The sequence below is a fragment of the Sulfitobacter sediminis genome (assembly GCF_040811725.1).
GTDB lineage: Bacteria > Pseudomonadota > Alphaproteobacteria > Rhodobacterales > Rhodobacteraceae > Sulfitobacter > Sulfitobacter sediminis.
Map to the genome: position 1 here is coordinate 108,315 of NZ_JBFNXX010000005.1, position 12,378 is coordinate 120,692.

Consider the following 12,378-nt stretch of genomic DNA (forward strand, 5'->3'; position numbering starts at 1 on the left):
TGCTGGGAAATTCATGCTATTGGCAAATCCCGAGGACGTTCAGAAGCGATTGAAAGCGTTCCGATCTGCCTCTGGCGCGGAGATTTTGTGCACAAGAGTAACGTTCCGTTGAGCGACGCGACCGGGATTTCTCCTCAGGTTGTTATGCAGAAAAGCCGCCCCGAAACGGAGCGGCTGTCGCGCGCACGCGAAGCGTTTGGCTGTCACGTACTTGCCGCTGGCCCCATCGCCAGCGCGCGTCAGGCCATTACTTCTTGGCTTCGAGTTTCTCGATGCGCGCCTTCAGCGCCTCGTTCTCTTCGCGGGCCTTCTGGGCCATGGCGCGGACGGCGTCGAATTCCTCGCGGGTGACGAAGTCGCGGTCGGCGAGCCAGCGGTCGACCAGCCCTTTCATCGCGTTCTCGGCCTCTTCCCGTGCGCCCTGTGCCACGCCCATGGCGTTGGTCATCATCTGGGACACGTCGTCGAAAAACTTGTTGCGGCTTTGCATGGCGGGCTCCGGTCTGTGGTTGTCCCCTATATGGGGGCTGGGGCCGGTGCAGGCAAGGTTGACTTCCCCGCGCGCAAAGGCTCAATCAGCGCCATGACCGCCATGCTGCCCTTTCCCGACATCTCGCCCGAGATATTCTCGATCACGCTCTTTGGGATGGAGTTTGCGCTGCGCTGGTATGCGCTGGCCTATATCGTGGGGATTCTGATCGGCTGGCGGATCGTGGTGCGCGCGGTGCGCACGCCGCGGCTGTGGCGGGGCGGGCAGCCGGTGATGACGGCGCAGCAGGTCGAGGACCTGCTGTTCTGGGTGATCCTTGGTGTGATCCTCGGGGGGCGGCTGGGGTACGTGCTGTTTTATCAGCCGGAGTTCTACCTCTCGAACCCGCTGCGCATTCTGCAACTCTGGGAAGGCGGCATGTCGTTTCATGGCGGGGCCCTTGGCGTGATCCTTGCGGCGTTCATCTTTACCAAGCGGCACCGGATCGACACGCTTTCGGCCGGGGACATGGTGACGCTGGGACTGGCGCCGGGGCTGTTGCTGGGGCGGATCGCGAATTTCATCAATGCGGAGCTTTGGGGGCGGCCCACCGACCTGCCCTGGGGGGTGGCCTTTCCGACGGAGGCCGCGCAGTTCTGCCCCGAGGTCGCGGGCATCTGCGCGCGGCATCCCTCGCAATTGTACGAGGCGGCGCTGGAGGGGCTTTTGCTCGGCGCTGTGCTGGTGTGGCTGGCGTGGCGGCGCGGGGCGCTGATGCGGGTGGGGCTGCTGACGGGTGTGTTTCTTGCCGGATACGGGGCCGCGCGGTTCTTGGTCGAATTCGTGCGCCAGCCCGATGCGCAGTTCGTGACCGAGGGCAATCCGCTCGGCCTTGCCTGGCATGTCGGCGGCTACGGGCTGACCATGGGCCAGCTTCTGAGCCTGCCGATGATCCTCATTGGCCTCTTCCTGATCCTGCGCGCACGCCACAGCGCATGAGCCTTTTCGACCATATCGCCCAGCGCATCGCGACCGAGGGGCCGATGCGGATCGACGACTATATGACGACCTGCCTGCTGCATCCACGGCACGGCTATTACACCACGCGCGACCCGCTGGGGGCGGAGGGCGATTTCATCACCGCGCCGGATATCAGCCAGATGTTCGGCGAGATGATTGGCCTCTGCCTTGCGCAGACATGGCTCGATGACGGGGCCCCTGCCCCTTTCACGCTGGCCGAGCTTGGGCCGGGCAAGGGGACGCTGATGGCCGATATCCTGCGCGCCTGCGCCGGGGTGCCGGGGTTTGTCGCGGCGGCAGAGGTGGTGCTGGTCGAGGTCTCGCCCGCCTTGCGCGCGGTGCAGGCGGAGATGCTGAAGGGGCACGAGGTGCGCTGGGTCGAGACGGCGGAGGCGCTGCCCGAGCAGCCGCTCTACCTCGTTGCAAACGAGTTCTTCGATGCCCTCCCGATCCGGCAGTTCGTGCGCGAGGGCAGCCTCTGGCGCGAGCGGCAGGTGGGGCTGAAGGACGGCGCGCTGCACTTCGGGCTGGGCCCGGCGCTTCCGCAGCCGGCGCTGGCCTACCGGATGGAGGACACAGAGGACGGCGACCTGATCGAGAGTTGCGCGGCGGCGGCTCCGGTGATGGACGCGCTGGCGCAAAGAATCGTGGCGCACGGGGGGTGCGCGCTGCTCCTTGACTACGGGGACTGGCGGCTGACAGGCAGCAGTCTGCAGGCGGTGCGCAGGCATGAAAAGGTCGATCCGCTGGAGACGCCGGGGGAGGCCGATCTGACCGCCCATGTGGATTTCGAGTTGCTGGCGCAGGCCGCCGCCCCTTGCGCGTTCAGCGCCCTCACACCGCAGGGCGTGTTCCTTGAACGCCTCGGGATCACGCAGCGGGCGCAAGCGCTGGCCGGACGGCTGTCGGGTGCCGCGCTTGAGACCCATATCGCCGCGCATCGGCGGTTGACGCACCCCGCGGAAATGGGAAATTTGTTCAAGGTAATGGCGCTTCGGCCCGAGGGCCGTGCCGCCCCAGCGGGACTTGGAACATGACGCTCGAAATCCTTACGTCTGACAGTCTGGCCGATGTGCGCCACGGGTTTTTCACCCGTCGCGGCGGGGCGTCTTCCGGTGTTTACGCGGGGCTGAACTGCGGCCCCGGCAGCACCGACCAGTCCGAGATCGTCGCCATCAACCGCAGCCGCGTGGCAGATGCGATGGGTGTGCCGCTGGAACATATGGTTGGTGTGCATCAGGTGCATTCGGCCGATGTGCTGCATGTCGACGGGCCGCTGGCTGACAAACCCAAGGCCGATGCGCTTGTTACCAAGACGCCCGGGGTGGCCCTGTCGGTGCTGACCGCCGATTGCCAGCCGGTGCTTTTCGCGGATGCCGAGGCCGGGGTCATCGGTGCCGCCCACGCAGGCTGGCGCGGGGCGCTGGACGGGGTGTTGGAGGCGACGGTCGATGCGATGGAAAAGCTGGGGGCGGAGCGTGCGCGCATCACAGCCGTCATCGGCCCCTGCATCAGCCAGCGTGCCTACGAGGTCGGGCCAGAGTTCTTTGACGATTTCCTGGCCGAGGATCCGTCCTTCAGCCGCTTCTTTGTGCAGGGGGACGGCGACCGGATGCTGTTCGATCTGCCGGGCTTTGGCCTGAGCCGGTTGCGCGATGCGGGCATCGGCCACGCGGAATGGACGCGCCACTGCACCTACAGCGACCCGGCGCGTTTCTATTCCTTCCGCCGCGCCACACACGCGAAGGAAGCGGACTACGGTCGCCTGATTTCGGTCATCGCCCTCTGATCTTGACGCAATTGGGGCAGAACGCGCCCCCCTGATGCCCGATTTGCAGAACCAGAAGTGGAAACAATACGCCGAATTTTCGCGGATTGATCACCCGCATGCACTGATTTCCTTTGAAAACAAGGGGTTTCGCGAATTGGGGCAGCCTTGTCACAAATGGCGCGCGCGACGGCCGAAACTTTTTCGAAAAAGTTATCAATCGCCAAAAACCGGCCCGATTGGCCCGCCATAGTCATCCTCAAGCAAGGGCAAACGCCCCAAACCAACAACCGAGGAAGAGAGCCATGAAAACCAACACCCGCTTCATCAAGGGCGTCGTCGCAGCCGCCGCAAAGGAAGACACCGTGATGCCCTGGGCCCGCGGTGCCCGCCGCGCGGCCTTCACCGCCAAGCGCAACGCGGCCGAAAAGCCCCGCAAGACGGCCTGATCCTCCTTCCTCCAAGGCGCAGTACCGCATCATCAGTTCATTGGTTTGGTCAAGGCCCCGAAGGCGACGATTCGCCTTCGGGGCCTTTTCTTTTTCCTGAAATGTGGCAATTCGGGGGCAATTAAGGAAACAGAAAGGCAAAGCGGGCATTAATTGGGGCCAAATGTGTCACCAATGTCTCTCAATTTTTGACAAAGCGGCCTGATTGGCGGGATTTTGTCTCTACCGAAGACTGAAATGACATTCCGTTATTTCCGTGCTGTTGGTGGGGGCCAACACGGATGTGACCAACCTTTGTAAGGGGGATCGCATGACCTTGACCGCCGCCACGGGCCCACGCCCGACCACCTCACCCGCTCATCTGCGCGACTTTCGCCCGGCAGCCCGACTGCCGCGCGACCCGGGTCCGGGGCTCAAGATGCCCATGCGCAGCTACGAGATCGCCGCGCTGCGCGGCGATGGATCGCTGTATATCGGTCAGGACAAGGCACCGGCGGTGCCGCTGTTCGAGAACGCCTTTTCCGCTTTCGCGCGAGGCACGCTGATCGCCACGCCGCGGGGGCCCGTCGCCATCGAGGACCTGCAGCCGGGCGATATGGTCAATACCGGCGACGGGGAAGAAGCCCGGGTGAACTGGATCGGGTCAAGCAGCTTTGTTCCCGCGGATGCGGGCCGCCGGATGCCGCTTGTGCGGATCATGGCGGATGCCTTCGGCGTGGGGCGGCCCAGCTCCTTTATCACCCTTGGCCCGGCCGCGCGTATCCTGCACACCCCACATCGCCTGCGCGCCGAAGCGGGGGAGCAGCGCTTGCTGACGCCGGTGCATGAATTCGCCGACGGTGTGAACGTGATAAGAGTGGTACCGCCGACGCCCGTGCGCCTGTTCCACATCTGTCTTGAGCGGCATGCGACGGTTATTGCGGGCGGGATCGAGATGGAGACCTATCACCCGGGCACGGTGGCGCTTCACTCGCTGCCGCAAGGCTTGCGGGAACGGTTTCTGGGCATGTTCCCGCTGGTGGGCGAGGTGGCGGACTTCGGACCGCTTGCGCATCCGCGCGCGCCCGAGGTCCGTGCGGAGGCTGATGCGCACTGAGAGGGCGGAAGCGTTGTCGCGGATACGTCACCCGGCAAGCTGAGAATGCCAAGCCGCGGACATGATCCCGGGGCCTCGTCGGCAAGCGATCAAACCCCGGAACAGGGCCGGGGCGCGGTGGTCTCAGGCAGGTCTGATAAATCCGTGCTCCGCCTTCAGGGCGTGACCTGAAGCCGCTTTTCCAGCACGTCGAAGGGCACGCCGGGTTCATCCTTGGCACCCCGGATCACCAGGCTGGTCTTGACGCTTTCCACGTTGGGGGTGGTCAGCAGGCTGCCCGTGAGAAAGCTCTGAAAGCTCGACAGGTCGGGGGCCACGCATTTCAGAATGAAATCGACTTCGCCATTCAGCATGTGACACTCACGCACCAGCGGCCAGTCGCGGCACTTCTGCTCGAACGCGCTGAGGTCGGCCTCGGCCTGGCTGGCAAGGCCCACCATGGCAAAGACCTGTACCTCGAAACCAAGTTCGCGCGCGTCCACGTCGGCATGATATCCCCGGATATACCCCTGTTCCTCGAGCGTCCGGACGCGGCGCAGGCAGGGCGGGGCCGAGATGCCCACGCGCTTGGCCAGTTCGACGTTGGTCATGCGCCCATCGGCCTGCAGCTCAGCCAGGATTTTCCGATCAATCGGATCAAGCCGTGTTCCTGCCATCGAAGTCCCCTTTGAAATTGCGATTCTTATAGCAGCGCCGCGCGCAGCCGCAATAATGTTTCGTGCTAGCGCAAGATTCTTTCGACAAAGATCGAGCCGCGCCGACATGGACCTTCGCCGGGGCTTTTGCAAGGGGTTTAAGTGCTGCCCGGGCGGGGCTATATCGGGCGGGCCGCTACAGATTGATCCGGGGGATGCAGCAGATGGCCGAGACACGCAAGACAAAGGTACTGATCATTGGCTCGGGGCCAGCGGGCTATACCGCCGGCGTCTATGCAAGCCGCGCGATGCTGGAGCCGATCCTCGTGCAGGGGATCGAGCCGGGCGGGCAGCTGACCACCACGACTGAGGTCGAGAACTGGCCCGGCGATACCGAGGTGCAGGGCCCCGACCTGATGGTGCGGATGGAGGCCCACGCCAAGGCCATGGGCACCGAGGTGATCAGCGATATCATCACCGATCTGGACCTCTCCTCGCGGCCCTTCCATGCAAAGGGCGACAGCGGCACGACTTACGTGGCCGACGCGGTGATCCTTGCCACCGGCGCGCGGGCAAAGTGGCTGGGCCTGCCGTCGGAAGAGAAATTCAAGGGCTTCGGAGTGTCGGCCTGCGCGACCTGCGACGGTTTTTTCTATCGCGGGCAAGAGATCGTGGTGATCGGCGGCGGCAACACCGCTGTGGAGGAAGCGCTGTTCCTGACCAACTTCGCGTCCAAGGTGACGCTGGTGCACCGCCGCGACGAACTCAGAGCCGAGAAGATCCTCATCGACCGGCTGATGAAGAACCCCAAGATCGAGCCCTTGTGGTTCCACACCCTGGAAGAGGTCTATGGCACCGACAGCCCGCTGGGGGTGGAGGGGATCAAGGTCAAGCATGTCAAGACGGGCGAGATCACGGACATCCCCTGCAAGGGCGTCTTTGTGGCGATTGGCCACGCGCCCGCAAATGAGCTGGTCAAGGATGTGCTGGAAACCCACATGGGCGGCTACGTGGTGACCAAGCCGGACAGCACCGAAACCTCCATACCGGGCGTGTTTGCCGCGGGCGATCTGACGGATCACAAGTACCGCCAGGCGGTGACCAGCGCCGGCATGGGCTGCATGGCAGCGCTTGAGGCCGAGCGGTTCCTTGCCGAGCATGGCGAGGATGCCGAGGTCGAGGGCGGCAAGGATACCTCCCTGCCCATGGGCTACGGCGCGCAGGTGGCGGAATAGGCTCCTGCGCTTGACCTGCCCCCTGCCGCCGCCCAAAGTCGGGCGGTAAGCCGAGGGGCAGGACATGGACGATCTCTGGCGCGGCACGTGGGCCACGCGCTTGCGCATCGCAAGCGGGCTGGTTCTGTTTGTCTATGCGCTGGCGCATTTTCTGAACATCGGTCTGGGCCTGCTGTCGCCGGTCTGGATGGAAGTGGCGCAAGACTGGCGGCAGATCGTGACGCGCAGCCTGATCGGGACGATCATCCTTTACGGTGCTTTCCTCGTTCATATGATCCTCGCGCTGACCAAGCTTGCAGGGCGCGGGACGCTGCGCATGCCCTTCTGGGAGGCGGCGCAGATCGCCCTTGGCGTGGTGATCCCGCTGTTGCTGGTGGCGCATCTGATCCACACGCGCACCACGCATGAAATCTACGGCGTGAACGACGAGATGGGGTATATCACGCTGCTTTTGCATGACACCTGGGATGGCTGGAAGCAAAGTCTTCTGCTGCTGGTGGTCTGGGTGCATGGGTGTGTCGGTCTGCATTTCTGGCTGCGCGGCAAGGTCTGGTGGCGCAGGGCGCTGCCCGCGCTGATCGGCTTTGCTGCGCTGGTGCCCGGCTTTGCGCTTGCGGGGTTCTTGGTCGAGGGGCGTCGGATGAAGGCGCTCTTCGCCGATCCCGAGATGCGCACTGCCTTGCTCACCCGGTTCAACTTTCCCGACAGCGAGACCTTTGCCACGCTCATCGCGCTGACCGGACAGACACGCTGGGTCTTCGTGGCGATCCTCGTGATCCTGGCGGTGGTCTACGGGGTCAAGTACATCCGGTCGCGCCGGCAATCGGTAAGGATCACCTACGCGAGCGGCACAGAGATTACCGCACCCAAGGGCCTGACGCTTCTGGAGATGTCGCGCGTGCGTGGGGTGCCCCATGCCTCGCTCTGCGGGGGGCGGGGCCGTTGCACGACCTGCCGCGTGATCGTGGAAGAAGGGGGGGACCTGCTTCATCCGCCAAGCGAGGCGGAGGCGCGCAGCCTCGAGGCCGTGGGCGCAGACCCCAACACCCGTCTTGCCTGCCAGATCAGGCCCATGCATCCGATGACCGTCTTTCGGGTCTTCCAGCCGGACGGCCGCCGCAAGTCGCGCGATCACGCCAGCCAGGGAGAGGAGCGCAAGCTTGCGCTGCTGTTCCTCGACATGCGCGGCTTTACCGCCCGGACGACCGGGCAATTGCCTTATGACGTGGTCTTTCTGCTGAACCGTTTCTTTGACGCCATTGTCCCCGCGATCACGCGGGCGGGGGGCACGGTGGACAAGTATCTGGGCGACGGATTTCTCGCGGTATTCGAGACGGCCGATGCCGAAAGTTCCGCAAAGGCAGCGCTGAGTGCAATCGAGGGAATTGCGCAGTGCCTGGAGGCCTTTAACGAAACCTTGCAGACCGAGGGGCAAAGCCCCGTGGCCATCGGGATCGGCGCGCATCTGGGCGAGGTGGTGCTGGGAGAGATCGGGGCGGCAGGCAATGCGCCCCGCACGTTGATCGGCGATACGGTGAACACCGCCTCGAGGATCGAGGGGGTCACGAAGGAATTCGGCGTTCAGGCCTTCGTCTCGTCCCCGCTTCTGCGGGCGGCGGGGCATCTGTTGCCCGAGACCGTGCTGACCGCCCTCGAGTTGCGGGGGCTGAGCGAGCCGCTCCACGCTTGGCCGGTAAAGGATGCGCGCAATCTGGGCGACCAACTCAGCATTCTCGGCGCGAAAGAACCCGCCTGAGGCGGCAAAACGGACATTCCTGCATCGGAAAGACACTTTTTGCCCCCCAAGGCCCATGCCATGCTGGACACGCCCCCCCGGCAGACGGCATAGGCGGGCCAAAGCCTCTCAGAGTCCAGAGGCAAATGACGAGAGTAAGATGAGCATGCTTCCCAACCTCGCTCCGATCCCGGAGCTTTTCGTGTCCTACGATTCAGCCCAGAAGATGAAGGTGGAGGCCGCCGATCTGGTCAGCCACGACCTGACACCGCGCCAGATCTGCGATCTTGAGCTGCTGATGAACGGGGGGTTCTACCCGCTCAAGGGTTTCCTGTCGGAGGACGATTACAACGGTGTGGTCGAGAACATGCGGCTGGCCGACGGATCGCTCTGGCCCATGCCGATCACGCTGGACGTGGGCGAGGAGTTTGCCAACAACCTCGAGATCGGGCAGGACATCGCGCTGCGCGACCAGGAAGGCGTGATCCTGGCCACGATGACCGTGACCGACCGCTGGACGCCCGACAAGGTGCGCGAGGCGGAAAAGGTGTTCGGTACCAATGACGACGCGCATCCGGCGGTGAACTACCTGCACAACAAGGCGGGCAAGGTGTACCTCGGCGGACCCGTGACCGGCATCCAGCAGCCGGTGCACTACGATTTCCGCGCCCGGCGCGACACGCCCAATGAACTCAGGGCCTATTTCCGCAAGGTGGGCTGGCGCAAGGTGGTGGCCTTTCAGACCCGCAACCCGCTGCACCGCGCACATCAGGAACTGACCTTCCGCGCCGCGCGCGAGGCACAGGCGAACCTGCTCATTCATCCGGTCGTCGGAATGACCAAGCCCGGCGATGTCGATCACTTCACCCGTGTGCGCTGTTACGAGGCGGTGCTGGACAAATACCCGGCCGCCACGACCAACATGTCCCTGCTGAACCTCGCCATGCGCATGGCCGGCCCGCGCGAGGCGGTGTGGCACGGGCTTATCCGGAAAAACCACGGCTGCACCCATTTCATCGTCGGCCGCGATCACGCGGGGCCGGGCAAGAATTCCAAGGGCGAGGATTTCTACGGCCCCTACGACGCGCAGGACCTCTTCCGCCAGCACCAGGAAGAGATGGGCATCGAGATGGTAGACTTTAAACAGATGGTCTACGTGCAGGAGCGCGCGCAGTACGAGCCCGCGGACGAAATCGAAGACCGCGACAACGTGACGATCCTCGACATCTCGGGCACCGAATTGCGGCGGCGTCTGCAGGAGGGGCTCGAGATCCCCGATTGGTTCTCTTTTCCTGAAGTCGTGGCGGAGTTGCGCCGCACCCGCCCGCCGCGATCCAAGCAGGGCTTTACCGTGTTCTTCACCGGTTTCTCCGGCTCGGGAAAATCGACCATCGCCAACGCGCTCATGGTCAAGCTGATGGAGATGGGCGGGCGTCCGGTGACGCTGCTCGACGGGGATATCGTGCGCAAGAACCTCAGCTCCGAGCTTGGCTTTTCGAAGGAACACCGCGACCTCAATATCCGCCGCATCGGTTACGTGGCCTCCGAGATCACCAAGAATGGCGGCATCGCCATCTGCGCGCCGATCGCGCCCTATGCCACCACCCGCCGTGCCGTGCGCGAAGAGATCGAAAGCTTCGGTGCCTTCGTCGAGGTGCATGTGGCGACCAGCCTCGAGGAATGCGAACGGCGCGACCGCAAGGGCCTCTACAAGTTGGCACGCGAGGGGAAGATCAAGGAGTTCACCGGGATTTCAGACCCCTACGACGTGCCGGAGAAGCCGGAGCTGCGACTTGAGACGGAGAGTGTCGAGGTCGACACCTGCGCGCATCAGGTGCTTTTGAAACTGGAGAGCATGGGGCTCATTGCGGCGCAATAAGACGGTGTGGCCGGTCGGTTCTGTCCGGCTTCAACCCCGCGCGCGGCCAAGGCTTTTGCAAGAGTCTTGTGGATTTCCTTGCAAGGGAATTCTCCGCTCCGTCAGACCAGGTATGCCGTCCCCGACATCACCACCACGCCGCGCCCGCTCACACGGACGCCGGTGATCGCATCGGCAGGCCCCAGCACCTCGACCTGCGCCTGTCCGGGGCGGCCCAAGCCGTGCCCCTGCTCGGCCGTGTAGCGCGGCCCGGCGATCAGGCCCCGCGACCAGAGATAGGCGGCTGCCGCACTGGTCGCAGACCCGGTGAACGGATCCTCGGGCGGGGACGGCGGCGCCAGCAGGAGCCGCGCAAAGGTATCGCCCTCTGCCGTGGCACCTTCAAGCGTGATCCAGTATGGCTCCAGCGTATCCGTTGTCTCTTGCCCCAGGTGGGCGAAGTAATCGTTCAGCGCCTTGGAGTTCAGCGACACCCGTTCCAACGTGGCACGGTCCTTGACCAGCGTGATACAGAACGGCAGACCGGTTGCGACAAGCTGTGGCGGCGCGACGATGTCGTCGGCAGTGATGCCGCCGACGGGGGCCACGATCTCGCGCGGGATTTCGGCACCGAAGGTCGGTGCGACCGTGGTCATTGTTATCAGATCGCTCGCGATGTCGACCTTGATGATCCCCGCCCCGGTTTCCAGCGTCAGGCTGCCCTCGCCCGCCTTGCCGCGGTGGATCAGCGCCGCGACGGTGGCGATGGTAGGGTGCCCGGCAAAGGGAATCTCCCGGCTGGCGAGGTAGTATTTCACCCGCAAATCGGCGACCTCGGAGGGGCCTGTGAAGGTACATTCGACAAGGGATGTTTCGCGTACATAGGCCATGCAGGTCTTATCGGACAGGACCGCGCCCCCGTGCACAACCGTACAGCCATTGCCGCCGAAAGCCTCGCTTGCAAAGGCGTCAACCCAGTCGAAATCGAATTCCATATCCTGCTCCCCTAGACAACAAAGGCCGCAGGATCATCTGCGGCCTTAGCAAGAGTGTCTGCGCCCAAGTCGCCCTAGTGCACCATTACCGGTGCATAGTCATGCTGTCGCGCCAGCACGAAAGCGAGCTTGCGGTCCCCGACAAGCGCCAGCTGCTGGCCCTGCGCATCGTGAACAGCGTAAAGATGTTCAAGGCCCTCGGCCTGATCTCGTACTTCACGCGGCAGATCGGTCACGGCAATCGTCTTGACGTATACTGTTCGATCCCCGGAAGGGGTGTTCATGTCATGCATCGTCCTACCCTTTCTTGATCTTGATGGTTTGTACAACTGTCTCGGGTTTGGCGCGGGTCAAGTCCACATGCAGCAGACCGTTTTCCATTCGCGCTTCGCCCACGTCGACGCCGTCGGCCAGCACGAAGGACCGCTGGAACTGGCGCGAGGCGATCCCGCGATGCAGGAACACGCGCCCTTCGCTGTCGTCGGTCTGGCGGCCACGGATCACGAGCTGGCGGTCCTCGATGGTAATCGACAGATCATCCTCGGAAAAACCGGCCACGGCGAGCGTGATACGGTAGCTCCAGTCTGAGGTCTGCTCGATGTTGAACGGAGGATAGCCTTCGTTGCCGGATTTGGCTGTGCGTTCCAGCACACGCTCCAGCTGTTCGAACCCCAGCATGTGAGGATAGGAAGCAAGCGTCAGTTTTGTCATGCGACACGTCCTTACGGTTCAAGCGACAGTCATCACGGGCCCCGTTATGGCGACCCTTGTGCTGAATATGGGGGCGGAAATGCGGCCATGCAAGGGCTTTGCCCATTCACGGTGAACGCCTATATTGAGAAATAACACAAGGTTGAACGGAATCAGGCCGCATGAACGCCCCCAACGATCTGGCGATGAAAACCGACGAGGTCCTGCGCGTCGAGCTTGAGGTTTTCAAGCGCGAACACCGCGATCTGGACGAGGCGATCCGCGCGCTGACCGAGCGAGGGACATCGGACCAGCTGACCGTTCAACGCCTGAAAAAACGCAAGCTGCGGCTCAAGGACATGATCGCCATGATCGAGGACCGCCTGACGCCGGATATCATCGCCTGACCCCCATAACCCGTTGCCCTG

The 12,378-nt window shown here is 63.7% G+C and carries 15 protein-coding genes; 10 read left to right on the plus strand and 5 right to left on the minus strand.

Annotation, left to right across the window (positions count from 1 at the left end; translation table 11 throughout):
• Window positions 1-247: 247 nt before the first annotated feature.
• Window positions 248-490, minus strand: coding sequence for an accessory factor UbiK family protein (locus AB2B41_RS08365; RefSeq protein ID WP_367877320.1), 243 nt, complete (start codon window positions 488-490; stop codon window positions 248-250).
• 93 nt (window positions 491-583) lie between these two features.
• Here AB2B41_RS08365 and lgt point away from each other — a divergent pair, with 93 nt between their 5' ends.
• The 6 genes from lgt (at window position 584) to AB2B41_RS08395 (ending at window position 4,802) form a co-directional block, all read left to right on the plus strand.
• Window positions 584-1,468 (plus strand): prolipoprotein diacylglyceryl transferase, encoded by an 885-nt coding sequence (lgt, locus tag AB2B41_RS08370; RefSeq protein ID WP_367877321.1) that lies wholly within the window; start codon window positions 584-586, stop codon window positions 1,466-1,468.
• Window positions 1,465-2,526, plus strand: coding sequence for a class I SAM-dependent methyltransferase (locus AB2B41_RS08375; RefSeq protein WP_367877322.1), 1,062 nt, complete (start codon window positions 1,465-1,467; stop codon window positions 2,524-2,526). Before lgt ends, AB2B41_RS08375 begins: the two co-directional genes overlap by 4 nt.
• Entirely contained in the window at window positions 2,523-3,278 is a 756-nt protein-coding gene (pgeF, locus tag AB2B41_RS08380; protein ID WP_367877323.1) for a peptidoglycan editing factor PgeF, read from the plus strand. Before AB2B41_RS08375 ends, pgeF begins: the two co-directional genes overlap by 4 nt.
• Window positions 3,279-3,312: 34 nt before the next feature.
• Window positions 3,313-3,510: a hypothetical protein gene (locus AB2B41_RS08385; protein ID WP_367877324.1), complete on the plus strand. Its 198-nt coding sequence runs from the start codon at window positions 3,313-3,315 to the stop codon at window positions 3,508-3,510.
• Window positions 3,511-3,562: 52 nt separating this feature from the next.
• Window positions 3,563-3,706 carry a hypothetical protein gene (locus tag AB2B41_RS08390; RefSeq protein ID WP_367877325.1) on the plus strand — a complete coding sequence of 48 codons (144 nt, stop codon included), beginning with the start codon at window positions 3,563-3,565 and terminating at the stop codon, window positions 3,704-3,706.
• A 310-nt stretch (window positions 3,707-4,016) separates the two neighbouring features.
• Window positions 4,017-4,802, plus strand: a complete 786-nt coding sequence (locus AB2B41_RS08395; RefSeq protein WP_367877326.1) for a Hint domain-containing protein — start codon at window positions 4,017-4,019, stop codon at window positions 4,800-4,802.
• A 155-nt stretch (window positions 4,803-4,957) separates the two neighbouring features.
• On the opposite strand, the gene AB2B41_RS08400 is transcribed toward AB2B41_RS08395, so the two are convergent.
• Window positions 4,958-5,458 carry an Lrp/AsnC family transcriptional regulator gene (locus AB2B41_RS08400; RefSeq protein ID WP_367877327.1) on the minus strand — a complete coding sequence of 167 codons (501 nt, stop codon included), beginning with the start codon at window positions 5,456-5,458 and terminating at the stop codon, window positions 4,958-4,960.
• Window positions 5,459-5,661: 203 nt separating this feature from the next.
• Here AB2B41_RS08400 and trxB point away from each other — a divergent pair, with 203 nt between their 5' ends.
• From trxB to AB2B41_RS08415, 3 genes are all read left to right on the plus strand, one after another.
• Window positions 5,662-6,672: a thioredoxin-disulfide reductase gene (trxB, locus tag AB2B41_RS08405; RefSeq protein WP_367877328.1), complete on the plus strand. Its 1,011-nt coding sequence runs from the start codon at window positions 5,662-5,664 to the stop codon at window positions 6,670-6,672.
• A 64-nt stretch (window positions 6,673-6,736) separates the two neighbouring features.
• On the plus strand, window positions 6,737-8,428 hold the full coding sequence (locus tag AB2B41_RS08410; RefSeq protein ID WP_367877329.1) for an adenylate/guanylate cyclase domain-containing protein: 1,692 nt from the start codon (window positions 6,737-6,739) through the stop codon (window positions 8,426-8,428).
• A 139-nt stretch (window positions 8,429-8,567) separates the two neighbouring features.
• Window positions 8,568-10,286 (plus strand): bifunctional sulfate adenylyltransferase/adenylylsulfate kinase, encoded by a 1,719-nt coding sequence (locus AB2B41_RS08415; protein ID WP_367877330.1) that lies wholly within the window; start codon window positions 8,568-8,570, stop codon window positions 10,284-10,286.
• Between the two features lie 101 nt (window positions 10,287-10,387).
• Here AB2B41_RS08415 and AB2B41_RS08420 read toward each other — a convergent pair whose 3' ends face one another.
• The 3 genes from AB2B41_RS08420 to AB2B41_RS08430 form a co-directional block, all read right to left on the minus strand.
• A complete protein-coding gene (locus AB2B41_RS08420; RefSeq protein ID WP_367877331.1) occupies window positions 10,388-11,260 on the minus strand; it encodes a PhzF family phenazine biosynthesis protein in 873 nt (290 codons plus the stop codon).
• A 74-nt stretch (window positions 11,261-11,334) separates the two neighbouring features.
• Entirely contained in the window at window positions 11,335-11,544 is a 210-nt protein-coding gene (locus AB2B41_RS08425) for a DUF1150 family protein (RefSeq protein ID WP_367877522.1), read from the minus strand.
• Window positions 11,545-11,557: 13 nt separating this feature from the next.
• Complete coding sequence (locus tag AB2B41_RS08430; protein ID WP_367877332.1) at window positions 11,558-11,971, minus strand: Hsp20 family protein; 414 nt, start codon at window positions 11,969-11,971, stop codon at window positions 11,558-11,560.
• 161 nt (window positions 11,972-12,132) lie between these two features.
• On the opposite strand from AB2B41_RS08430, the gene AB2B41_RS08435 reads away from it, so the two are divergent.
• Window positions 12,133-12,357: a YdcH family protein gene (locus AB2B41_RS08435; RefSeq protein WP_367877333.1), complete on the plus strand. Its 225-nt coding sequence runs from the start codon at window positions 12,133-12,135 to the stop codon at window positions 12,355-12,357.
• The last annotated feature ends 21 nt before the right edge of the window (window positions 12,358-12,378 follow it).

Excerpts from the sequence above, each read along its gene's own strand:
- AB2B41_RS08365 (WP_367877320.1), bottom strand. The coding sequence starts at position 490 with ATGCAAAGCCGCAACAAGTTTTTCGACGACGTGTCCCAGATGATGACC.
- lgt (WP_367877321.1), top strand. The coding sequence starts at position 584 with ATGACCGCCATGCTGCCCTTTCCCGACATCTCGCCCGAGATATTCTCG.
- AB2B41_RS08375 (WP_367877322.1), top strand. The coding sequence starts at position 1,465 with ATGAGCCTTTTCGACCATATCGCCCAGCGCATCGCGACCGAGGGGCCG.
- pgeF (WP_367877323.1), top strand. The coding sequence starts at position 2,523 with ATGACGCTCGAAATCCTTACGTCTGACAGTCTGGCCGATGTGCGCCAC.
- AB2B41_RS08385 (WP_367877324.1), top strand. The coding sequence starts at position 3,313 with ATGCCCGATTTGCAGAACCAGAAGTGGAAACAATACGCCGAATTTTCG.
- AB2B41_RS08390 (WP_367877325.1), top strand. The coding sequence starts at position 3,563 with ATGAAAACCAACACCCGCTTCATCAAGGGCGTCGTCGCAGCCGCCGCA.
- AB2B41_RS08395 (WP_367877326.1), top strand. The coding sequence starts at position 4,017 with ATGACCTTGACCGCCGCCACGGGCCCACGCCCGACCACCTCACCCGCT.
- AB2B41_RS08400 (WP_367877327.1), bottom strand. The coding sequence starts at position 5,458 with ATGGCAGGAACACGGCTTGATCCGATTGATCGGAAAATCCTGGCTGAG.
- trxB (WP_367877328.1), top strand. The coding sequence starts at position 5,662 with ATGGCCGAGACACGCAAGACAAAGGTACTGATCATTGGCTCGGGGCCA.
- AB2B41_RS08410 (WP_367877329.1), top strand. The coding sequence starts at position 6,737 with ATGGACGATCTCTGGCGCGGCACGTGGGCCACGCGCTTGCGCATCGCA.
- AB2B41_RS08415 (WP_367877330.1), top strand. The coding sequence starts at position 8,568 with ATGAGCATGCTTCCCAACCTCGCTCCGATCCCGGAGCTTTTCGTGTCC.
- AB2B41_RS08420 (WP_367877331.1), bottom strand. The coding sequence starts at position 11,260 with ATGGAATTCGATTTCGACTGGGTTGACGCCTTTGCAAGCGAGGCTTTC.
- AB2B41_RS08425 (WP_367877522.1), bottom strand. The coding sequence starts at position 11,544 with ATGAACACCCCTTCCGGGGATCGAACAGTATACGTCAAGACGATTGCC.
- AB2B41_RS08430 (WP_367877332.1), bottom strand. The coding sequence starts at position 11,971 with ATGACAAAACTGACGCTTGCTTCCTATCCTCACATGCTGGGGTTCGAA.
- AB2B41_RS08435 (WP_367877333.1), top strand. The coding sequence starts at position 12,133 with ATGAACGCCCCCAACGATCTGGCGATGAAAACCGACGAGGTCCTGCGC.